19 protein-coding genes are annotated in these 23272 nt (G+C 61.9%); 1 reads left to right on the top strand and 18 read right to left on the bottom strand.

The window, feature by feature from the left end; genetic code table 11:
- Positions 1 to 78: 78 nt before the first annotated feature.
- Both AC3WLT_RS16505 and AC3WLT_RS16500 read right to left on the bottom strand, forming a co-directional pair.
- Positions 79 to 1008 (bottom strand): electron transfer flavoprotein subunit alpha/FixB family protein, encoded by a 930-nt coding sequence (locus AC3WLT_RS16505; protein ID WP_492592772.1) that lies wholly within the window; start codon positions 1006 to 1008, stop codon positions 79 to 81.
- 2 nt (positions 1009 to 1010) lie between these two features.
- Positions 1011 to 1760, bottom strand: coding sequence for an electron transfer flavoprotein subunit beta/FixA family protein (locus AC3WLT_RS16500; RefSeq protein WP_492592771.1), 750 nt, complete (start codon positions 1758 to 1760; stop codon positions 1011 to 1013).
- A gap of 346 nt (positions 1761 to 2106) precedes the next feature.
- Here AC3WLT_RS16500 and AC3WLT_RS16495 point away from each other — a divergent pair, with 346 nt between their 5' ends.
- Positions 2107 to 2901, top strand: a complete 795-nt coding sequence (locus AC3WLT_RS16495) for a glucose 1-dehydrogenase (protein WP_492592770.1) — start codon at positions 2107 to 2109, stop codon at positions 2899 to 2901.
- Positions 2902 to 2980: 79 nt separating this feature from the next.
- Here the strand turns inward: AC3WLT_RS16495 and AC3WLT_RS16490 are convergent, their stop codons facing one another.
- From AC3WLT_RS16490 to AC3WLT_RS16415, 16 genes are all read right to left on the bottom strand, one after another.
- The gene (locus AC3WLT_RS16490; RefSeq protein ID WP_492592769.1) at positions 2981 to 5449 is read right to left on the bottom strand and encodes an efflux RND transporter permease subunit; all 2469 of its coding nucleotides are present in this window, start codon (positions 5447 to 5449) and stop codon (positions 2981 to 2983) included.
- Between the two features lie 21 nt (positions 5450 to 5470).
- The gene (locus tag AC3WLT_RS16485; RefSeq protein ID WP_172160963.1) at positions 5471 to 6547 is read right to left on the bottom strand and encodes a WD40/YVTN/BNR-like repeat-containing protein; all 1077 of its coding nucleotides are present in this window, start codon (positions 6545 to 6547) and stop codon (positions 5471 to 5473) included.
- Between the two features lie 99 nt (positions 6548 to 6646).
- Positions 6647 to 8008, bottom strand: coding sequence for a DUF1329 domain-containing protein (locus AC3WLT_RS16480; protein WP_172160961.1), 1362 nt, complete (start codon positions 8006 to 8008; stop codon positions 6647 to 6649).
- 39 nt (positions 8009 to 8047) lie between these two features.
- Positions 8048 to 9691: a DUF1302 family protein gene (locus AC3WLT_RS16475; protein WP_172160959.1), complete on the bottom strand. Its 1644-nt coding sequence runs from the start codon at positions 9689 to 9691 to the stop codon at positions 8048 to 8050.
- A 467-nt stretch (positions 9692 to 10158) separates the two neighbouring features.
- On the bottom strand, positions 10159 to 11385 hold the full coding sequence (locus AC3WLT_RS16470) for a cytochrome P450 (protein ID WP_492592768.1): 1227 nt from the start codon (positions 11383 to 11385) through the stop codon (positions 10159 to 10161).
- Between the two features lie 311 nt (positions 11386 to 11696).
- Positions 11697 to 12830 (bottom strand): acyl-CoA dehydrogenase family protein, encoded by a 1134-nt coding sequence (locus tag AC3WLT_RS16465; RefSeq protein WP_492592767.1) that lies wholly within the window; start codon positions 12828 to 12830, stop codon positions 11697 to 11699.
- Positions 12831 to 12839: 9 nt separating this feature from the next.
- Positions 12840 to 14057 (bottom strand): acyl-CoA dehydrogenase family protein, encoded by a 1218-nt coding sequence (locus AC3WLT_RS16460; protein ID WP_492592766.1) that lies wholly within the window; start codon positions 14055 to 14057, stop codon positions 12840 to 12842.
- A gap of 53 nt (positions 14058 to 14110) precedes the next feature.
- Complete coding sequence (locus AC3WLT_RS16455) at positions 14111 to 14980, bottom strand: MaoC/PaaZ C-terminal domain-containing protein (protein WP_492592765.1); 870 nt, start codon at positions 14978 to 14980, stop codon at positions 14111 to 14113.
- 19 nt (positions 14981 to 14999) lie between these two features.
- A complete protein-coding gene (locus tag AC3WLT_RS16450; RefSeq protein WP_492592764.1) occupies positions 15000 to 15806 on the bottom strand; it encodes an enoyl-CoA hydratase in 807 nt (268 codons plus the stop codon).
- Between the two features lie 27 nt (positions 15807 to 15833).
- Positions 15834 to 17000 (bottom strand): acyl-CoA dehydrogenase family protein, encoded by a 1167-nt coding sequence (locus tag AC3WLT_RS16445; RefSeq protein ID WP_172160947.1) that lies wholly within the window; start codon positions 16998 to 17000, stop codon positions 15834 to 15836.
- Between the two features lie 35 nt (positions 17001 to 17035).
- Positions 17036 to 18190, bottom strand: a complete 1155-nt coding sequence (locus AC3WLT_RS16440; protein WP_492592763.1) for an acyl-CoA dehydrogenase family protein — start codon at positions 18188 to 18190, stop codon at positions 17036 to 17038.
- A gap of 31 nt (positions 18191 to 18221) precedes the next feature.
- Positions 18222 to 19421 (bottom strand): acyl-CoA dehydrogenase family protein, encoded by a 1200-nt coding sequence (locus AC3WLT_RS16435; RefSeq protein ID WP_492592762.1) that lies wholly within the window; start codon positions 19419 to 19421, stop codon positions 18222 to 18224.
- Between the two features lie 71 nt (positions 19422 to 19492).
- Complete coding sequence (locus AC3WLT_RS16430) at positions 19493 to 20635, bottom strand: CaiB/BaiF CoA transferase family protein (RefSeq protein WP_172160941.1); 1143 nt, start codon at positions 20633 to 20635, stop codon at positions 19493 to 19495.
- A 2-nt stretch (positions 20636 to 20637) separates the two neighbouring features.
- Positions 20638 to 21492: an SDR family oxidoreductase gene (locus AC3WLT_RS16425; protein ID WP_172160939.1), complete on the bottom strand. Its 855-nt coding sequence runs from the start codon at positions 21490 to 21492 to the stop codon at positions 20638 to 20640.
- A 99-nt stretch (positions 21493 to 21591) separates the two neighbouring features.
- Positions 21592 to 22443: an enoyl-CoA hydratase/isomerase family protein gene (locus tag AC3WLT_RS16420; protein ID WP_172160937.1), complete on the bottom strand. Its 852-nt coding sequence runs from the start codon at positions 22441 to 22443 to the stop codon at positions 21592 to 21594.
- A 17-nt stretch (positions 22444 to 22460) separates the two neighbouring features.
- Positions 22461 to 23267: an enoyl-CoA hydratase/isomerase family protein gene (locus tag AC3WLT_RS16415; protein WP_492592761.1), complete on the bottom strand. Its 807-nt coding sequence runs from the start codon at positions 23265 to 23267 to the stop codon at positions 22461 to 22463.
- Between the last annotated feature and the right edge of the window lie 5 nt (positions 23268 to 23272).

The raw sequence follows: 23272 nt of genomic DNA, 5'->3' as shown, positions 1-23272 counted from the left end.
CGACGCACCGGTCGGTATATATGAACGCCGTTCAAAATACTAGGCTGACGGCGAGAACCTTGTCAATCCGGTCCAACGTCAGCCCAGCGCCGCTGTCAGCGCCGGTACGGCCTCAAAAAGATCGGCGGCGAGGCCGTAGTCGGCAACCTGGAAAATCGGCGCCTCGCTGTCCTTGTTGATCGCGACGATGACCTTCGAATCTTTCATCCCGGCCAGATGCTGGATCGCGCCAGAAATGCCGACGGCGATGTAAAGCTGCGGTGCGACGATCTTGCCCGTTTGCCCGACCTGGTAGTCGTTCGGCGCGAATCCCGCGTCCACCGCGGCGCGCGATGCACCGACTGCCGCACCGAGTTTGTCGGCGAGCGCATCGAGCAATCTGAAGTTATCGCCGTTCTGCATCCCACGGCCGCCTGACACCACGATGCCGGCGGCCGCCAGTTCCGGCCGGCTCGATCTGGTCAACTGCTGGTCGACGAAACGCGCCCGTTCATAAGCTGGCGCGGCCAGCGCCGACTCGACCGGCGCGCTGCCCTGCAATGGTGCAGCATCGAAGGCGGTCGTGCGCACCGTCAGCACCTTCAGCGGATCGGCCGACCTGACGGTGGCGAGCGCATTGCCGGCATAGATCGGCCGCACGAACGTATCGGCCGCCTTGATGGCGACGACTTCGGAAATCTGCGCACAGTCGAGCAACGCAGCAACGCGCGGCATGAAATTTTTGCCGACAGCCGTCGCTGCGGCAATCACATGGCTGTACGGCTGAGCGAGCGACTGCACCAGCAACGCGAGATTTTCGGGGAGCGGATGCGCGTAGGCGGCGGCGTCGACGTGCAATACCTTGCTTACTCCGCTGACTTTCGCTGCATCGGCCACCGCTCCCGCCGCTTCATGACCGGCTACCAGCAAATGAACCTCGCCGCCGATCTGCATCGCGGCAGTGACGGCGTTGAGCGTCGCGCGATGGAGCGTCGCATTGTCGTGTTCAGCAATAACAAGGATGGACATGATCAGATCACCTTGGCTTCGTTGCGCAGTTTTTCGATCAGCGTCTGAACGTCGGGCACCATCATTCCGCTCCTGCGCGCCGGTGGCTCGGTCACTTCCAGTACCGTAAGACGTGGCGTGACATCGACACCGAGTACTTCAGGCGTCAGTGTATCGAGCGGTTTCTTTTTCGCTTTCATGATGTTGGGCAGCGTCACATAGCGCGGACTGTTCAGACGCAGATCCGTCGTTACCACTGCGGGCAGATCGAGCGCGACGCGTTCAAGCCCACCGTCGATTTCACGCGTCACGGTCAGCACACCGTCGGCGACTTCGGTCTTGAAGGCGAATGTCGCTTGCGGCCAGCCGAGCAGGCCAGCGAGTTTCTGACCCGTCTGGCCGGCATCGTTATCGATGGCCTGCTTGCCGAGCAGCACCAGTTGCGGCGCTTCACGCTCGACGATCGCTGCCATGAGCTTCGCGACCGCCAGCGGCTGCAGCTCCGTTGCGGTCTCGATCAGGATCGCCCGGTCGGCGCCCATGGCAAGAGCGGTGCGCAAGACTTCCTGCGACTGCGCGGTGCCAGCGGAAATCACCACGATCTCGGTGGCGACCCCTGCTTCCTTTAGCCGTACCGCCTCCTCCACCGCGATTTCATCGAACGGATTCATGGCCATCTTGACGTTGGCAAGATCGACGCCGGAGCCGTCGGATTTGACCCGGGGCTTCACGTTGTAGTCGATCACACGCTTTACTGCGACCAGTATTTTCAATTGACGCTCCAGACGCTTTTATGAACAATGTTCTATATTCTGAACCTGTTCTTTTGCTGCTGTCAACGACTCCGACGTGCCGGATGCGCTGCGTCACCTCGAAAGCCAGCGCCATTTCCGCAAGATTCTGGTCCGGCACGGCTAGCGGTTGCCGGCCGGATGATCGGCGGCCTGCTGTTTCGAACGTGGCCTTTCCGGACCCTGCCCCGCGTATACCCCATTTCACGGCCGTCAGAATATATCCATAATTTAGAACATCGTTCGCATTTCAAAATTCTCCGCGGATCGACTGACTGCGTGCTCTGTCGCAGGATCGTCGGCAGCGGCTCCCGTTGAAAACTCGTCCATGAAAATGTTCTCTCTCGGTGGTCAGGTTGCGCTCGTCACGGGCGCCTCGCGCGGCCTCGGGCTGGCGATGGCCAGCGCGCTTGCGTGCGCCGGCGCGACGGTGGTGCTCGCCGCCCGCTCGCGTGCCAGTCTCGACACTGCCGCTGCGTCCATTCGTGCGGTCAGCGGCGGTAGCGGCGGCGCGATCGATGTCGAGCCATTCGATCTCACCGATCAGGCCGCCATCGAGGCCGCCGTGCAGAACGTTCTCGCGCGTCACGGAAGGATCGACATTCTGCTGAACAACGCCGGTATCTGCGAGTGGAGCGATTTCCTGAAATCGACGCCGCAGATGTGGCGCCGCACCATGGACACCAACGTCACCGCGGCGTACCTGCTCGCGCAACAAGCTTCCCCGCCGATGATCGAACGCGGACACGGCCGCATCATCAATGTCGGCTCGTACGTTTCCGTACTCGGGCGCGAAAAGCTGCAGGCCTATGTAGCGAGCAAGCACGCAGTGGCGGGTCTCACCAAGTCGCTCGGCGCCGAACTGGGGCGCTACGGAATCCGCTGCAACGGCATTTGTCCAGGCTATTTCATGACCGATATGGCCGAGCCGGTCACGTCGAATGCGCAAATGAAAGAGATCGTCCGTTCGCACATTTCCGTCGGACGCTGGGGGCGCCCTGAAGAACTCGGCGGCGCCGCCGTATTCCTCGCCTCCGACGCCAGTTCCTATATGAACGGCCAAATGCTGATGGTCGACGGCGGTGTCTCGGAGATCCTGAGCTTCCCGATGTCGGTGCTCTAGCCACAGTCAGCGCCGCAGCGTGGCCGGCGCCCGCTTTTTACGCGCCCTTCTTACGCGCCTATTGCGCTCAGCCAGATCATCACGCTCCTTTCGAATTCTCGGCGAGTGCGATCGCGCTGCGTAACTCCGCGTGCCCAGGTCTGGACGACACCTTGCGCAACAGAAAGTGGGACAGTGACGGGATCAGAATCAGCGCGCCGATCATGTTTGTGACGAACATGAAAGTCAGCAGAATGCCCATGTCGGCCTGAAACTTGATCGGCGACCATGCCCACGTGACGACCCCCGCGGCCAGCGTGACGCCCACCAGCGCCACCACCTTGCCGGTGAACTGGACCGCTCGACGGTAGGCGTCCCGCAGCGGCAAGCCGGCGCGCTGATAGTTGAGCTGCACGGACAGCAGATAGAGCGCGTAATCGACACCGATGCCCACGCCAAGGGCGATCACAGGCAAGGTCGCCACCTTCACGCCGATGCCCAGCATCACCATCAACGCCTGGCATAACACCGATGTGATGACGAGCGGCACCAGTGCGACGACCGCGGCGCGCCAGCTACGGAACGTGATCAGGCAGAGCAGGACAACGGCCGCGTAGACCAGCAGCAACATGCGCTCATTCGCTTCCTTGACGACGATATTGGTCGCGGCATCGATACCTGCCGATCCCGCGGCCAGAAGAAATTGATGGTTCGGATCCTTGTGCGCATCCGCGAAACGTTGCGCCGCGTCGAGCACGCGGTTCAGCGTGGCCGCCTTATGATCGGTCAGGTAAGCGATGATCGGCATCGTGTTGCAGGCCGCGCTGATCAGATCGGGACGATCAAGTAAAACCTGGAAGAGCGAGCGATTCAGGATCGACGGCGTGCGATTGATCGTGAACCACTTCGGATAGCCTTCGTAAGCGCCGGACGTAACGAGCCGGGTGAGGGACGCGGCCGAACTCGTGGTCTGCACGCCGCTCAGGTTCTGCAATGCGATCTCGAGGCGATCGACATCGGCCAGCATCTGATAATGATCCGCGTCGCAATTGGGCAGTGACGATTTGCCGATCACCACGAACATGTCGCTCGACAGGCCATAGTGCGCGTTGATGAAGGCATTGTCACGGTTGTAGACCGAGTCCGCCCGCAATTCGGGCGCCCCCGCATCGAGATCGCCGATCTGCAGACGCTGGCTGACCGCAAAACCGGTCACCGCCAGCAGCAAGGTCACGACGATCGCTCCCGACGCCCAGCGCCGTTCGGTGAAACGATCCAGCCAGTCCCACAGGCTCGCGACGCGCGAGCGGCTGCCCGCTTCGGCGGCCTCTTCAATCAGCGTGCGCTGCGCGGCGGCAGGACTCACGCCGACATACGACAGCAGTACCGGCAGTAGCAGCAGATTGGTGAAGACCAGCACGCCCACGCCGATGCTGGCTGTCAGCGCCAGATCCTTGATGACCGGGATATCGATGATCGTCAGGACAGCGAAGCCCACCATGTCGGCCATGAGCGCGGTGAGACCCGCGAGAAAGAGCCTGCGGAAGGTGTAGCGCGCCGCCACGTACTTATGTGTGCCACGCCCCACGTCCTGCAGGATGCCGTTCATTTTCTGCGCGCCATGCGACACGCCGATGGCGAATACCAGGAACGGCACCAGAACCGAATACGGGTCGATGACGAGACCCAGCGCCGTGACGATGCCGAGTTGCCACAGGACCGCGACCAGCGAACATGCGACCACCAGAAACGTGCTGCGCGGACAGCGCGTATAAAAGAAAATCACGCCGAGCGCGATGGTCGCCGCAATACCGAAATACGTCATCACCTGCTTCAGGCCGTCGATCAGGTCACCGATCAGTTTGGCGAAGCCGACCACATGGATGCGAATGTTGCCGTGCTGCTGCGTGCGCACCATGTCGTCGAGCAGATGCGAGAAGTGGGCATAGTTGATCGGATTGCCCGCCGCGTCGCGTTCGAGCAGCGGCACCACGATCATGCTCGACTTCAGATCGTTGGCGACCAGCGAACCGGTGATGCCCGCGCGCGCGATATTGGTTCGCAACGCGTCGATCGCCGCGGGCGAGCCGTTGTACGTCGACGGCATGACCGGGCCACCCGCGTAGCCTTTCTCGGTCACGATATTCCAGCGCACCGCCGGCATCCAGATCGATTTGACCCACGGCCGGTCGACACCGGGCATGAGGAACACCGCATCGTTGATCTTTCTCAGCGCTTCCAGATACGCGGGATCGTAAATGTTGCCCTGCGTGTTCTCGACCACGATCCGCAAGCTGTTGCCGAGCCCCTTCAGGTCGCCCTTGTTCGCCAGGTAGTTGCGGATGTACGCGTTCGACTGCGGAATCATCTTTTCGAAACTGGCGTTGATCTGCAGCCCGATCGCCACCTTGATGCCGAAAAAGACCGACAGCACCGCGCACAGCAGGATCAGGACAAGTCGATGATTGAAAACCAGTCGCTCCAGCGCATTGCCGGAATTCGAGTCGAACGCGCTGCGCTCCCGAACCACGGGCATCGAACTGATCTGCTCATTGCTCTTACCGGCCATCTTGTGCTCCCTATCCCGCAATCACTTGAGTACCGCGATGTTTTTTACGCCGCCGGCGCCCACCACCACAATGCCGCCGCGAGCGAGGCTCGTGCCGTCCCAGAGCGACCAGGGTTGACCCGCCGCATTCGCCGCACTGAAGCTGGCGCCGCCGTCCGTGCTGATCAGCACGCGTCCATCCTGGCTGAACAGCGCGAGCCGCCCGTCGGCCAGGCGCGCACCGCCGAGCAGACTCGCTTCGCCGGGAATGCCGACCTTGGTCCAGGTCTGCCCGCCGTCCGCGCTGCGCAACGCATTGCCACGCAGGCCGTAGAGAATCAGGTTTTCAGGCGTGCCGAAAATGCCGAAAAAGCTGCCCTTGTACGGCACCGGAACCTTGACGAACTGTTGTGAGGTCTCGTCGAGGCGCATGACCAGCCCCTGTTCGCCGACCACGTACAACGCATTGCCGATTCTGCGTATCGCATGCAGGTTCAGAGCATCCTGTTCGTTTTCGGTGTGGTCGAACCACGGTGTCCAACTGACCCCGCCATCCTCGGTTTTGAAGATGATGTTGAATGAACCGATGATGAAGCCCGTGCGTTCGTTATCGAACCAGACCGATAGAAATGGCCGCCCCGGGCCGTCGTTGACAAAGCGCCGCGCTTCCTCGAGTCCGGCTGCGACCTTCGGGTTCGACTGGTCCTGCTTCTGGTAATAGGCCAACATCGAGGCGGCCGCCGACCGGCCGTCGAGCTGCCTGGTCCACGTTGCCCCGCCGTCCGCGGTGTGCAATACGATGCCGTCCTGACCGGTCGCCCAGCCCGCGCGCGGCGAAACGAAATACACCGCGACCAGGTCCGAGCTCACCGGTGCGGGAACCTGGCGCCAGGTCTCGCCATTGTCGTCGGAGAGGACGATCAGTCCGCGCAAGCCGACCGCGACCAGCCGGTCTCCGGCATGGGCCACGGCAAGCAGCGGCGCTGTCTGTGCATGGGGGTTGGTCGTGGCCGGCGTGTCGATCGGATCGGCGAACGCGGCAAGCGCCGGCTGCGAAACGGTCAGCGCGAGGGTCAGCGCGAATGCCGACACTGCCGCGTTCATACAGGTGCTCAGCATTACGTCTCCTTATGCCCGCCCGATACTCGATGGCCGCAGCGGACGAAACCCGCTGCGGCCCTGCCTCTCCAGGCTATGCTGCCGGCAACGCGCGAGGCGTCAGCGGATGCCGGTCGATTGCATTCGTTCAGGCGTGAAGAATCCGTTGGGGAAGTCCACGTTGAAGAAAATACCGGCGGTCTCCGCAGGATGACTGCCCAGTAGATACACGCCGCTGTTGAAGTCGAAGAACCAGTTGCCGAGTGAATACGGGACCTTGGTGTCGTAGGCCGGTACCGTGTCGGCAAAGCCGCCTCGATACAGTTTGCCCGCCTGATCATAGGCATCCATCATGCCACCGCCCAGATCCTCGTCCGTATAGATGATCTTTTTGCTGTAGAGGTGCCGGGCACCGGGTTTGAGCGTCAATTCAAGTATGCGCACGCGGTGCAGCTCCCAGCGGATCAGGTTGGCATTGGGGAAATGCGGTGTCAGCATGTCCTTGTCCGGCGTTGCGTATTGCCACTTGTATCCGTTGTACGGAATGTACATTTCCTTGGTGCCGAGCATCTTGACCTTCCAGCGATCGAGCTTGCCGTACATCAGCTGGATATCGTCCATTGTGATCACGCCCGAGTAGCCGGGGTTAGGCGTATCGTAAGAGAGGTCAGGGGCGACGCGTGTGCGACGCTGGCCCGGCGAATATGCCCAGCCCGGCCAGTCACGCGAACTCGCGGTGTAGTCCCAGAACAGAGATGTTTCGCCCTTCAGGCGTGCGGGCGCGGCGTAATCATTTTGCACCTGGTACCAGACGCCATCCGACTTCTTGAACCCGTCCCGGCCGAGAGTGGGATCGTAGTACGGAAAATAGATGCTGCTTTTGAACGAACCCGTCAGCACCGGGCTGCCTGAGCTGTCCATCAGCCAGGTATTCACGAAGTTCTTTTGCTTGGTGCCGACGTAGCGCATGATGTAATTCCAGAGCGCTTCCTCGCCGGTCTTCGGAATCGGGAAAGGAATACAGCCAAAGGCGCCTTCGATATCCTGTCCGCCGTTCGTCAGCTTGGCCTGCACCGCATTGATCTTGCAATTTTCACCATACCAGTCCGGAAACGACGCGCTGCGATGGGTCGGATAGACCATCATCTTGTAATCGGGAAAGCGCTTGAACAGTTCCTTGGACGACTCGCTCAGCTTGTCCGCGTATTCTTGCCAGTTCTGCGCCGTGATCGTCAGAACCGCCTTTTCGCCGGCAAACGGGTCCATCCACTTGCCGCTATTAGGCTTGAACTCCGCAGGCGCCTTGGCGATGCCGCCCGTGTATGCCGGAATCTGACCGTCCGTGCTGGCTGCGGCGTCCGCGCCGAATAATGTGAGCGTCGTGCCAAGCCTGGCGGCTTCTTCGGTCGATACCGCCGAGTGCACGGTGGAACCATAGGTGGCGGCGATCAACACAGCCGTCAGTAACTTTGGGATGTTCATTTGCGAATGTCCTCTGAGGTACCAGATAGTCGGCTTTGGTTAAAGCGTGGTCTGATAAGTAATCCCGATCCAGCCTTTGTCGGAATACGGTGCGCCGTTCACATTGGTCGCTGTTTTCTTCCAGTTGGTATAACCGGTGTAGGTGAGATTCACAATGTGCTTGTTGTAGATCGTGAATTTCAGTCCTACCTGGTAGATGTTGCTGCCCTGGTTGCCGCCGTCGACAGTCGGCGTATTGCCGTGGATGTTCCATTGTACGAACATCGGCAGGTCGAGATCGACACCGGGAAACACCTGATTCCAGTGCGGTGTGAACGACACGCCGAAGGTATAGAAATTCTTCGTCGAACAACCCAGTGCGACCGCATCGGCAGCCTTCGTGCAGGCGGCGGAGTAACCGGGAGAATTGAAGTTCTGCGCGCCCGACGTCACCTTGATCAGGTGGGCCGCCGCGATTTCCATCGCGAGCGGCGCCTCGTTCCAGAGGAACGACTTGCCGAGGTAGGTGGTCGTGTTGATCAGTGCGTGCAACGTATCGCCGCGCGCGCCTTCGAGCGTGCCCGGCGTGCCGCTGCCGGCGGAAGCCAAAGGCGTATTGCGGCGATACGACACTTCGGCGCCGACCGCCGTGCCGGCAATCGTGCTGTTCACGCCGAGGCCCAGCAGCTGAACCTTGTTCGCGTATATATCCTCGGTTGTGAAATTGTTCGCATTGAACTGAGCAAACCAGGGAGTCTTGTAGCTGAAGCGGCGATAGGTCAACTCCACTGTGCTCGAGAATTTTTCGAAGCGGTACTTGGTTTCGACACCGATATCCCCGATCTTCCCTTGCGGTCCCTTGACGTTGTGGATCGCGAAGTTCGGCCCTGCATACGCGGAAATCGGCGGCCCATAGTCGATGGAGTCCGACCCACCGAAATAGGTGCCGCCTTCCGGATAGCGGTCGTGCGCCCATTCGAATGTGTAGTAGCCGCTCAATTGCATCCGGTCGGTCAGCTGGGCCGACATGGCGACCTGCCCTGTCGGCAGCGACAGTTCCTTCAGCGATGCCCCGGGGCTTTGCGTCGCGGCGATCAGGTTTTGCGGAGCCTGCGACACCGCGACCGAGTTCACGCCGCCCACGCTGCCGATCAGCGATTGACCCCAGATTTGCGCGAGGCGCCCTACCTTGATGTCGATTGGAACGGGGCCCGCATTGACGGTGGTGAATCCGAACGCGTCGCGCACCTCGGCCGATGGTCCGATGTAATACTTTTTGATGTAGCTGGTGTAGTTATTCCCCGGGTAGTTCGCGACACTTGCCAGGCCCGGCCCGCTCTTGTCCTTTCCCGAATAGGCGGCGTCATACCAGCCAGCGACGCTGAACCGGAAGCCTGTCGTCCCCTTGTACTTGAAGTCGAATTCGCTCGTCACGTCGAGCCGCGCAAGTATGGTCTGGTAGCGCCTGAAGGTGTTGTCGCCTTCGTCATAGCTCGGGTTGTTACCGATCGCCGGGTCGATGCCCTGTAGCCGTAACCCGTAGTTCGCGCGAACCGTCGTATCCAGATCCATCTCGATGTCTGGATTGGGCGTAGTAAACGTGAACGCCTGCACTCCGTTCGCAAAACTGCCGCAAACACCAGCCAGCAGCATCACTTCAATACGACGCCGGTAAACGGCCCCGCCTCTGAAAATCCGATTCATTTCTGTCTCCTCCGCGAGGACCTTCACACGAGTTCTATTCGTTGTATTTTTCGAGCCGGCCTGCTTCCCACATTTCAAGCTCAGCCAACAACATGAATGCTGTTCAAAATGGTAAACATCGCACCGTGGGGTGTCAATAGTGTTTTCCAGTAGGGACCTGGACCCTTTCGCACAGGTCGACCGAGGTTCGACCGGCCGATTGAGACGTCAGGAAACCGTCTAAAGTCCCACGAATACGGAATCGATTCGCGCGGCTGGCGAATGCTGATGCCGGCCGCGGCAGCCCCGTCACAACGGGACAAACGGACCTGCCGCGGCCGCCCACCTGGGGATGCCTGACGAAATACCGTGACGAAGGCCGTCGCGCCTGTCAGCGCGAACGCGAGGATCCATGCGCTGCGCCGCTTTTCTTGCGGTGACGGCTGATCCTGACGATCGGGCAGCCGCCGATCGTCAGCCTGTGCTGTTCACTTCACGTCCCAGACCAGCGGCAAATGGTAGAGCGTGCCGTTGACACCGCCATGCACGCCCGCTCTGGCGCCGGGCCTGAGAGAAAAATCGGGGATGCGTTTGAGCCACTCCTGGAGGAACACCTTGATCTCGACGCGGGCGAGGAACGAGCCCGGACAACGATGTGCCCCATTGCCAAAGGTGGAATGAATCGGTGTCGGACGGGTGAAGTCGACTTCGAGCGGGTTCTGGAACTTGCGCTCGTCCAGACCGTGCAAGGTTGTCGGTATGACGATCATGTCGCCGGCCTTCATCTGCACGCCCTGATATTCGAAGTCATGCGCTACCTGGCGTCCCTGGTTGACCACTGGAAAGCGGCGTAACAACTCGTCTACCGCTTTCTGCGTCAACTCCGGGTGGTCGATCAGTTGTTTGCGATGCGCGGGACTTTTCGCTAGGAAGTTGGCAATGAAACCCATCGCGGAGGCGACCGTATCGAGACCACCGATCAGGACGAGCCCGCACAGCCCTTTAAGCTCCTGGTCGCTAAGCTCACGACCGTCAATCGTCGATTGAACGATCCGGCTGATCAGATCGTCTCCCGGGTTCGCACGGCGCTCGGCGATTTTCACGCCAAGGTATTCAAAGATCGCGCCGAGCGCTTCAAGCTTCTGCCCGGCGGAGGCAGGCCGCACCATCTTGTCTGCAAGGCCTAGCAGATAGTCGCGATCTTCCGCGGGCAGCGCCACCATGTTCATGAAAATACCAATGGGCAGGTGCTGCGCAAACTCGGAGACGAACTCACACTCGCCCCGCGGATAAAAGCCTTCGATCAGCTCGATTGCCATTTCACGCGCCTTTTCTTCGAGCTTGCTGATCGCTTGCGGCATGAAGGCGGGCGCGATCAACGCGCGGTAGGCGGTGTGATCGGGCGGGTCGAAAAATATCGGCGGCAGCGGCGCATGACTGACCAACGGCACCGTCAACTGGCGTGACGAAAAATGCTCGTAGTCCTTGAAGATGCGGTAGATGTCGTCGCCGCGCGTCGCGATCCAGTGGCCGCCGTTGCGCGGCGTCCAGAAGATGTCGGGCACGGCGTCGTCGTGGAGCTTCTTGAGCGCGAGATGATAGTCGTCGGCGGCGCCGGGCGGATTGTATATGTCGAAGTCGACCACCAGTTCCGGCGGTACATGCGCGGGAATCGGCGCCGCTTCAGGCGTCGTGCGTTGAGTGGTCTCTGACATTCGATGTCTCCTTCGTGATTCCGGGCCAGCTGGCAGTTCACAAAACCGTCGCGCCAACATGTTTATGAATGACGTTCACATATGTATCATATATTTTCTGCTGCACGAATGACGTCGGCCAGACAAAATATTTTCTATCGCCCAGGAATCGACGTGGAGAGGTTTCGCACCGCATGTGGCAGTCGCGCCATTGCCTGGCAGCGGGAACTCGCTGGACCCGCGATTCTGCTGGAACGACAAGGAAGCGGGTCGATGGGCGAAGCTAAACGGAAGCGCGCGGCTTCGCGCGCGGGACGTATCACGGCGCCGCGTTACAGGTATGTCCCGTAGCGTTCCAGATGGTGCTCGGCGTCACCCCATGTCATGTCAATGCAGGTCAGCCGCTTGAAGTACCACCCGATCGGAAGTTCGTCGGTCATGCCCATTCCGCCGTGCAACTGCACCGCCTGCTGGCCCACGAACCGGCCGCACCGGCCAATCAGGTTCTTGGCGGCGGACACCGCCCGGCGCCGTTCGTCGGCATCCGCCCCGGCCACCCGCGATGCGGCGAAGTACAGCACCGAGCGGGCCTGCTCGACCGCCGTCAGGATGTCTGCCGCGCGGTGCTGAAGCGCCTGGAACTCGCCGATGGGTCTGCCGAACTGAGTGCGCGTGCGCAGGTAGTCGTAGGTCATCTCGGCCAGCCTCGCCATGGTTCCGACCGCTTCCGCGCATAGCGCGAACAGCCCGTGGTCGACGGTCCATTCAAGCAGCGGATGGCCGTCGCCGATTGCGCCTAGCACTGCGTCGGAGCCGACCGGCACGCCCGAGAAGCACACTTCGGCGACCCGCTGCCCGTCCAGCGTAGGAAAGGCCCTGAGCGTGACGCCCGGTGTCTTTGGGTCGATCGCGAACAGCGTAATGCCGGCCGTGTCGGTCTGAGCGCCGGATGTCCGCGCCGACACCAGCAGCAGGTCGGCGCTATCGCCGTGCAAGACCACCCCTTTGCGACCATCGACGACGAAACCCTGGTTCGACGGTCTGGCGGTCGTCGTTATGTTCGACAGATCGAACCGCGCACCGGGCTCGAGGGTGGCCAACGCCGTTTTCAGGCGGCCAGCCGCAAGCTCGGGCAGCCAGCGGTCCTTTTGCGCGTCGGTGCCGGCCTCGCTGATCAACCGTGCGCCAAGCACCGCGGCCGAGAGGTAGGGCTCCAGTACCAGAGCGCGACCCAACGCCTCCATCACGATCATGGTCTCTGCCACGCTCGCGTTCATTCCGCCGTATGCGTCCGGAACGTTGAGCGCGAGGAGGCCCATATCGGCTAAAGTGCCCCAATGCTGTTCGGACCAGCCGCGCGGTGTCGCCGATAGCTTGCGCCGCGCCTCGAATGAATACTCCTTCTCCACGAAGCGGCCCACCAGGTCGGCTAGCATCTGCTGCTCTTCAACGAGCGTGAAATCCATGACGTGTCCTCAGATGCCAAGCACCAGTTTGGCGATGATGTTTTTCTGAATCTCAGTCGAACCGCCGTAGATCGAGATCTTGCGCCAGTCCAGATAGTGCGGCGCCAGCGCGTTGAGCAGTTCGCCGTGCGCCGTGACCTCCGCGTCCTCGGCCCAATCCGGCTCGAGTGCCTGGGGCACGAACGGCACCGCGTAAGGCCCCGCGCATGCCATGATCAGCTCGGTCAGTTCCTGCTGAATTTCCGAACCTCGGATTTTCAGCACCGACGCCTCGGGCCCCAGCGGACGACCGGCTGACTCAGCGGAAATGACCCGCAACAACGACCACTCGTGCGCGATGAGATCAATCTCGACCTTCGCGATCCGGTCGCGAAAGCGGATATCGTCGATCAGCGGCTTGCCGTGCTTCTGTTCGGTCCGCGCGATTTCCTTCAGCCGCAGCATGAAGCGTTTGCAGTTGCCAAGCCCCGCAATATTGGTGCGCTCATGGCCGAGCAGATATTTGGCGATCGCCCAGCCGCGATGCTCCTCACCGACAAGATTGCAAATCGGCACTTCGACGTTCTCGAAGAACACCTCGTTGACGTCATGGCCGCCGTCGAGCGTCTTGATCGGCCGCACGGTAATGCCGGGCGTTTTCATGTCGATCAGAAGGAATGAAATGCCTTCCTGCGGACGGCCATCGCTGTGGGTACGCACGAGACAGAAGATCCAGTTGGCCCACTGTGCAAACGACGTCCATATCTTCTGGCCGTTGACGATATAGAACGGTTCGCCGTCTCGCGGAATGCACTCGGCGCGGGTCTTCAGCGAAGCCAGATCGGAACCGGCGCCGGGCTCCGAATAACCCTGACACCACCAGTCCTCCATCGACACGATGCGAGGCAAAAAATAGTCACGTTGCGCCGGTGTGCCGAATTTCTGCAGCACCGGCCCGACCATCGACGGACCGAACGGCATCTGGCGCGGCGCACCCGCGGTGAAGCATTCCTCATCGAAGATATTGCGCTGCGCAGCGTTCCACCCTGCCCCGCCGTATTCGATTGGCCATGCAGGCGCACCCCAGCCATTGGCCGCGAGGATGCGCTGCCAGCGCACGTAATCTTCGCGCGGCAGATGGCGGAAATTCAGCACGCGATCGCGGATATCCGCGGGCAACTGGGCAGTCACAAATTCCCGCACCGATGCACGAAAGGCCTTGTCTTCGAGACTTTCTCGTAAATCCATACCTACACTCCTTTGACCTTACGCCTGCGCAGGACAAACACCGGGTCCCGTGTTCAGCCGATTTCGACGATGCCGTTGTTCAACACCACCACATCGCGCGCGTCGACTCGCGCACGCAAATACAAACGGGTGCCACTGTCGCGCCAGAACTGGAAACGGATGACTTCGCCCGGATAGACCGGTGAAGTGAGGCGAAGCGCAAGCCGCTTTAGCCGTGCGGCATCATTTCCCGCGCAGGTTCGAATCGCCGCGTACCCGGCGATCCCGTAGGTCGCGAGACCGTGCAGTATGGGTTGTTTAAAGCCAGCCTTCGCGGCCACTTCGGGGTCGGCATGCAGTGGATTCGAATCGCCGGACAGGCGGTAAATCAACGCGGCCTGCGTCGAGGTCCCGAACTCGAATTCGCTGTCGGGCGCGCGCTCGGGAACAGCGGGCAATGCTTCGGGCGGCGCATCGCTCACGCCTGATTCCGCGCTGAAGCCGCCGTCGCCGCGCAGGAACGACACCTGCCGCACTTCAGCGAGCCGCTCGCCGCTTGACGCCTCGATCAGATCGCGCTTGAGCTCGACGATTGCGCCCTTGTCCGCGCCCTTGTCCGAAACAAGGCTCACACGCGTCTTGCTGACGAGAGTGGCGGCAGTCGGCATCGGGCGGAGGAAGCGGACGTCCTGTTCGCCATGCACGACCTTCAGATAGTCGACGCCCGCACGGGGATCGCGCATCCAGGACCGGGGCCACGCAAACGCGGCGGCGCAGGTCGGCATCGCCTGCAGATCCTTCTCGTAGACGTAGCGAAGTTGCGCCGCGTCCAGCGGATCGCCGCCGATGCCAAGACCAAGCGCGTACAGCATGACATCGCGTTCGGTGTACGCCTGGGTGACGTCTTCGATCGGCCAGTTCTTGATGACTTCGTACTTCAGCATGACTTTGCCTCGCAACGTATCAATCGTCGGTGAAATTCGGCTTGCGCTTCTCAAGAAAGCTTGCGATGCCCTCTTGGTAGTCGGCGCATTGATTGGCGATCGGCATGTCCAGCCCGGCAGACATGATCGCTTCATGCGGTGTCTGGAACGGCACCTCCCATAGCTGCGCTTTCATGATGCGCATCGAGCGCGGGGAGCAGTTCTCCGCCAGGTCGCGCGCATAGGCATAGGTCTCGTCCGCCAATGTGCTGGATGGGAACGCGCGGTTCACGAGCCCCATGCGTTCTGCCTCGCCGCCCTTGATCTTGCGTGCGGACAGCAGCAAATCGAGCGCCCGTGCGTGCCCGACGTGATGCGAGAGGATCCACGCCATGCCGTACTCAGCAGTCAACCCGCGACGCGCGAAGGCGGTGGTGATCGTGGCGTCCTCGGCCGCGAAGCGGATATCGCAGAACAGCGCATGGATCAGGCCGATGCCGACCGTCGCGCCGTTGAGCATCGCGATGACGGGTTTCGGTATCGCCGGATAGTACGAGCAGCGCGTCTGCCAGTCGGCACGCTTGCGCATGTCGAACGGACGCGGCAGCTTGGTCATCAGTGCGTTCGGATCGCCGCCAAAGCTATGAATGTCGCCACCCGCGCAGAACGCCTTGCCCGCACCGGTAAAGACGATGACGCGCACGCCGCGATCCGCGCCGGCGGCCTGCATGGCGTCGTAAACCTCGGTGGCCACCGTGTCGTTCCAGGTGTTCATCTGCTCAGGACGGTTCAGCGTGACCGTAGCGATCCGGTCCTTCACGTCATACAGAATGGTCTCGTAGCCCATGGATGTCTCCCTCAATTGGCGCGCCGCTCAAAACGATCGCGGCATGTCCAGCACGTGTTCGGCCACGTAGGACAGAATCAGATTGGTCGAGATAGGCGCCACCTGATAAAGGCGGGTTTCGCGGAATTTGCGCTCGACGTCGTATTCGCAGGCGAAGCCGAAGCCACCGTGCGTTTGCAGACACGCGTTAGCGGCCTTCCATGAAGCGGTTGCAGCCAGGTGCTTGGCCATGTTCGCCTCGGCGCCGCACGGCTCGCGGCTGTCGAACAGTTCGCACGCCTTGTAGCGCATCAGATCGGCGGCCCGCACATCGATATACGCTTCGGCAATAGGAAACTGCACGCCCTGATTCATACCAATGGGCCGGTCGAACACCTGGCGCTCGCTCGCGTACTTCGAGGCGCGATCGACGAACCAGTAACCGTCGCCGATACACTCAGCGGCAATCAACGCACGCTCGGCATTCAGACCGTCGAGGATGTACTTGAAGCCCTTGCCTTCCTCGCCGATCAGGTTCTCTTCGGGAATCTCGAGATTGTCGAAGAATAGTTCGTTGGTTTCGTGATTGACCATGTTCGGAATCGGCCGCACGGTCAGACCGTTGCCGATCGCCTGATGCAGGTCGACCAGAAAACATGACAGGCCTTCTGATTTCTTCTTTACATCGGCGAGCGGCGTGGTGCGGGCCAGCAGAATCATCAGGTCCGAATGCTGCACGCGGGAGATCCACACCTTCTGGCCGTTGACCACATAGCGGCCGTCTTTCTTCAGCGCCAGGGTTTTCAACTTGGTGGTGTCCGTGCCCGTGGTCGGTTCGGTCACGGCCATCGACTGCAGACGCAGTTCGCCGCTGGCGATCTTCGGCAGGTACGCCCGCTTTTGCGCTTCGGAGCCGTTGCGCAGCAGCGTATTCATGTTGTACATCTGGCCGTGGCAAAACCCGGAATTGCCGCCGTTGCGATTGATCTCTTCCATGATCACGGAAGCTTCGGTCAGTCCGAGCCCTGAGCCGCCGTATTCCTGTGGAATCAGCGCGGCCATCCAGCCAGCACGCGTCAAGGCATCGACGAACGCTTCCGGATAAACCCGCTCGTGGTCGATGCGGCGCCAGTATTCGTCAGGGTATTCTTTCGACAGATCGCGCAATGCGTCGCGCAGTTCCCGATGCGGATCAGAGGGGCTGGGTTTGCTCATTTGAAGGGTTCCGGTCACAAGATCCAGCGGCGCACTTAAGCAGCCGCGTCGATCAGTCCGCCCGCGCTGGCGAGCTGGGTCAAATGGTGTTCGGCAGCGCCAAACAGGATGTCGATCACGCTGAGGCGACGCAGGTAATGCCCCACCTTGCATTCCTCGGTCATGCCAATGCCGCCGTGCAGTTGCACGCCCTGCTGGCCGACAAAACGGCCGGCCTGGCCGATCTGCACCTTGGCAGCTGACATGCTGCGTTCGCGTTCCGCGACATCCTGCTCCGCGCTCATCATGGTGGCGAACAGCGCCATGCTGCGCGCCTGCTCGACCATGACCAGCATGTCCACGGCACGATGCTGTAACGCCTGAAACGAACCTATCGCGACGCCAAACTGCTTGCGCACCTTGAGGTATGCAACGGTTTCCTCATACGCGGCCGCCATCGAGCCGACCGCTTCGGCGCACAGCGCGGCAATCGCCTGCGCGACGACCGTTTCGATCAGCGGCAGCGCCTCGCCTGCCACGCCAATCACATCGTCGTCGGTCACGCGCACGCCCGACAGATCGATATCCGCGGCACGCAGTCTGTCTTGCATCAGATAGCCGCGGCGTGTGAGACCCGGCGCGTTCGCGTCAACCAGAAACAGCGCGATGCCGGCGCGGTCGCGGCGCGCACCCGAGACGCGTGCCGACACGATCAGCCGGTCCGCACTGCCGCCGTGAATGACGACGCGCTTTGCACCGTCCAGTAACCAACCCTTTGCATCGCGTCGCGCGCTGGCGGCCACATCAGCGAGGTCGTAGCGCGACTGCGGCTCGGCGTGTGCGAAGGCCATCAGCAATGAACCGTCGGCGATGTGCGGCAGAATCGCTTCGCGCTGGGCAACACTGCCGCCAAGCCGGATACAGCTGCCGCCGAGCACCACCGTCGCCAGATAGGGCTCGGCAACCAGCCCGCGGCCGAACGCCTCCATCACAATCATCGTTTCGACCGGGCCGCAGCCGCTGCCGCCGAACGCTTCGTCGAACGTCAGGCCCAGCAAGCCCATGCTCGCGTAGCGGGCCCACTGTGCGCAACTAAAGCCTTCCGGCTCCGCCAGGTACCGCGCACGCTGTTCAAAGCTGTACTCGTCCTTCACGAGCCGCTCGACGCTGTCCTTGAGCATGCGTTGCTCGTCGGTGAGATCAAAATCCATGGCCGATGCTTCTCCTCGTTTCGATTGGCGCTCAAAGCCCGAGAACGGACTTGGCGAGGATGTTTTTCTGGATCTCGTTCGATCCGCCCACAATCGAAACGTGACGCGCGAAATAATGATTCGGCGCGATGGTCAGCGCCCAGTCCGGCTCGCGGATCGGCTCGCCCAGGCCACGCAGGAAGTCGAGATCGAGCGGTAGCGCGTCGGGGCCGGCCACTTCCAGAAGAAGTTCGGCCGAGCGTTGCTGCAACTCCGAACCCTTGATCTTCAGGATCGACGTCTTCGGGTCCGGCACATGGCTGCCCCGTGCCGAGCTTTCGGCGATCACCCGCATCTGGGTGATTTCCAGCGCCTTGAGTTCGACTTCGATCGCCGCCACGCGCTCGCGGAACTGCGGCTGATCCCACAGCACGCCATCGCCGCACGGCGTGCGTTTCGCGAGGTCTTTGGCGTGCCGGATTCGCATCTTCGACACCCCCACGCGGGCGATTCCGCTGCGCTCGTTACCGAGCAGATACTTGGCGTAGTCCCAACCCTTGTTTTCTTCGCCGATCCGGTTCGCCACCGGTACGCGCACGTTATCGAAGAACACCTCGTTGGTTTCGTGATGGCCGTCGATGGTGATGATGGGGCGCACGGTCAAACCGGGCGTCTTCATATCGATCAGCAAATACGTGATGCCTTGCTGCTTCTTCGCACTCGCGTCGGTCCTCACAAGGCAGAACATCCAGTCCGCGTGATGCGCCGTGGAGGTCCACAGCTTCTGGCCATTGATCACATAATGGTCGCCTTCGCGAACGGCCTGGGTGCGCAGCGCGGCCAGATCCGAGCCGGCGCCTGGCTCCGAAAAGCCCTGACAGAACCAGTATTCGAGACTCGCGATTTGCGGCAGAAAAGCGCGTTTCTGCTCGTCGCTGCCGAACGCAATCAGCACCGGCCCGATCATGTTGACGTTGAACGACAGCGGCTCCGGCGCGGGCGCCATATGCAGCTCTTCCTTGAAGATGTACTGCTGCACCGCGCTCCAGCCCGTTCCGCCCCATGCCTTGTCCCACGCGGGCGTCGCCCAGCCGCGCTGGTACAGAATGCGCTGCCAGCGGCGCAGGTCGGCGGCGGAGTAGCGCTGACCCAGCGCTGCCTTGCGACGGATGTCTTCCGGCAACGCTTCCTTGAAAAAGGCTCTCACCTCGTCGCGGAAGGCCAGCTCTTCATCGGTGTATCGCAGATCCATAAGTGTCTCGTCTCGATTCGTTGCGGCAGCGCGCTCGGCCGTCCATTCTTTTTGTCCCGCTCATCGGTCTCTCAGGCCAACGTCCCCGCTTGCTTCAGTTCGTTGATGGCGTGCGCGTCGAGCCAGACCGACAGCGCGGCATCCAGCGCCGCCGGATCAGGTGCTTCCGGCGGCGTCGGCGGCGCGGGCACAGTCGCCGAAAAACGCGGCGCGGGCGCCGGCTGCACGATTCCATCCACTTCAATGAACGTTCCGCGCGCTTTCAGATGCGGATGCTCAGGCGCTTCGCACCACGACAGGACCGGCGCGAAACACGCATCGGAATGCTCGAGCAGGGTGGTCCACTGGGCGCGGCTGCGAGTCTTGAACTTCAGCGCGAACAAGGCGCGCGCGGCCGGCCAGTTGTGCTGATCGAGCTGGGCGCCCAGCGTGTCCGGCGCGATCTCGAGCAAACCCAGCAGTTGCAGATAGAACTTGTCTTCGATCGGACCCACCGTTATCCACTTGCCGTCGGCGCATTCGTAGACATCGTAGAAATGCGAGCCTGAATCGGTGATATTGGTGCCGCGCTGGTCGCGCCAGATACCCGCCGCCTGCATGCCGAAAAAGGTCGTGGCGAGATTCGCCGTGCCGTCGACGATCGCCGCATCCACTACCTGACCCCTGCCGCCATCGCGGGCATGAAGAATGGCGGCCAGCAGGCCCATCGCCAGATACAGCGAACCGCCCGCGTAGTCGCCAATCAGATTCAGCGGAATCGAGGGCGGCTGGTCGAAGCGGCCGATCGCGTTCAGCACACCCGTGATGGCGATGTAGTTCAGATCGTGACCCGCATACTGCGCAAGCGGCCCCTCCTGCCCCCAGCCGGTAATGCGCCCGTAGACCAGCTTCGGATTGCGCTTAAGACACACTTGCGGCCCGAGTCCCAGACGCTCGGTCACGCCAGGGCGAAAGCCTTCGATCAAGGCGTCGGCATTTTCCACCAGCGTCAGTACGAGTTCGATCGCGGCCGGATCCTTCAGATCGAGCGCAATCGTCTTGCGATTGCGCAGCAGCAGGTTGTAACGCAAAGGACGCTCGATACCCAGCTTGACCGGTTGCCGCCGGTCGATGCGCAGCACCGTCGCGCCGAGATCCGCGAGCAGCATTGCGCACATCGGGCCCGGTCCGATGCCGGCCAGTTCGATGATCTTGACGCCTGCGAGCGGCCCCATACTCAGCTCTTCCTCGCGTGAGCACGCATGGCGTCCCACTGTTCGTCGCTCCAGTCCTGCATGGCGCGGAAGGTGGGGCCGCCTACGCCCTGCATCCACCGGCCGCCGTCGATCACGATCATGTCGCCGGTGATGTAGCCGGAGCCATCCGAGGCCAGGTACGCGTACAGATCGGCCAGTTCGGCATGCTCGCCGAAGCGCCGCAACGGTACGCTGCGATCCTGCGGTTCGACCTGTGAGCCCGGTGGATAGAGTTGTTCCCAAGCCCCTTCGGTCGGAAAGAGACCCGGCGCCACGGCGTTCAGGCGTATCCCCTTCGGCCCCCATTCGACCGCGAGACTGCGCGTCATCGCGAGCACGCCGGCCTTGGCCGCCGCCGACGGGGCAGTGAAAGCCGAACCCGTTATGGTCGGTGTGGAAACCGTGCTGATCACGTTGCCTTTGCGGCCGGCCTCGATCCAGCGCTTGCCCGCCGCGATCGTGCAATAAAAACTGCCGTGCAGCACGATGTCGAGCACCGCATCCACCGCGCGCGCCGAGAGCGTTTCGGTACGCGCGATGAAGTTGGCGGCGGCGTTGTTGAGCAGCAGATCAAGCGGGCTGGACTGCCAGATGGTGTCCATCATCGCTTCGACCGACTCGGCGCTGCGCACGTCGGCGGTGATCGTCGTGACCTGCGCACCGCTGATAGCGGCGCGAAATTCGTCGGCGGTGGCCTCGAGCACTTCCTTGCGGCGCCCGCAAATCACCAGCTCCGCGCCGAGTTCGAGATAGCGCCGGCCAATACTCTTACCGAGACCGGTGCCGCCGCCGGTGATCAGAATCTTTTTGTTCTTGAGCAGATCGGGTGTGAACATGGTCGGTGTACTTCCGTAAAATCCAGTGGCCGGAAACAAGGGGCGACACAACGAACGCAAAGGCGAAACGGCGCACCCGCCGGGACGCTCAGGTGCCGCTCAGGTGCCGGTAAAAACGGGGTTGCGCTTCTCCATGAACGCGGCCACAGCTTCTGTGTGGTCGCCAGTCTGACGCGTCAACGGGTTCAAATCGACTTCCAGCCGCCACGCGTCTTCGATCGAGTTGCCTGCGTTGACGAGGCTCGCCTTCAACAGCGCCAGCGTAACGGGCGGATAGCTGGCGAAGCGCGCAGCCTGCTGGATTGCCGCGTCGAGCGCGCCGCCCGCCTCGGTGGTCTGGTTGACCAGGCCGATGCGCAACGCCGTCGCCGCATCGATCACCTGCGCTTTCAACATCAATTCGCGCGCCTTGCCACCGCCGACCTTCTGCGGCAACGTCCAAAGCAGCCCGGTGTCAGGCAGCAAGCCCACCATGGCGAAGGCGCAGCAATATTTAGCCTCATTGCTGCTCACGGCGAGATCGCACGCGGCAGCCAGTGATAGCCCGGCGCCGAAGCAGGTGCCCTCGACCGCAGCGACGACCGGCTTGGTGCCGGTGTAGATCAATCGGAACAGACGCACGCCCACGGCAATGCGTTCGCGCAGTTCAAGCAGCGTAGGCGTGAGAGCCTGCATTTCGGACAGGTCGCCGCCTGCGCAGAAATGGCCGCCCGCGCCGGTCAGTACGATCGCGCGCGTCGCGGCGTCTTCATGCATGAGGTGCTGGAAGACGTCGATCAGCGCAACGCGCATCTTCATCGAGAACGCATTGCGGCGTTGCGGATAGTTCATTGTGACGACCGCCACATCGCCCTCGTGGCGCACCTGCACGATGTCTTTCAGATCGTCCGTGCCCGGCTGGTCGCCCGCGCCGCTTGCGCCGCCCAGTGCTTCATTTAGCTCGATACTCATAGGAGCCTCCGCAAGCTTCATTGACCGGTAAAGACCGGCGTGCTCTTGTCGAAAAACGCCTGGCATGCGTCCTGGTGGTCTTTGGACTGGCGCAGCACTGGCTGATAGTCGACCTCGGCACGCAACGCCGCATCCATCGTGGTGGCGCCGTCGGTCAGCGCCGCCTTGAGCAGCGCCACGCCAAGCGGCGGATGAGCGGCTAGGCCGCGGGCCACTTCGACCGCGGCAGCGAGTGCCGCGCCCGCCTCGACGACCTCGTTCGCGAGACCCATCTCACCGGCCCTGACGCCATCGATCTCCGCCGCGAGCGACAGCATCTCTCTGGCACGCGCCATGCCGATTTTTTCGGGGAGCGTCCACAGAATGCCGGTGTCGGGAATCAGCCCGATCCGCAGAAAAGCCGCGCAAAAGCGCGCATTCGAGGCCGCCACCACGTAATCGGTGGCCACCGCCAGCGACAGGCCCGCGCCAAACGCCACGCCTTCGACGGCGGCCACGACCGGCTTCGCGCCCGCCAGCATGTCGCGCACCACGACGCACGATTCGGCCAGAATCTCGCGGCTTTGCATGATGGTCCGCTGCGTCATTTCAGAGATATCGGCGCCGGCGCAGAAATGCTCGCCCGCACCGGTGAGCACGATCGCGCGCGAGTCGGGATCGGCCGTCAGCAGGCAGTGCATCGTGTCGCGCAGCGACTGACGCATCTGCCGCCCCATCGCATTGCGGCGGCCGGGATTGTTCAGCGTGACAATCGCCACCGAGCCATCCCGGGTCACTTCGATCGACGCGGACGCGTTGCTCTTATCCGGATGCTTTTCGCTCATGATGT

Source organism: Paraburkholderia sp. FW306-2-2C-D06C (genome assembly GCF_058781505.1).
This window is presented reverse-complemented; position numbering and strand designations above follow the sequence as displayed.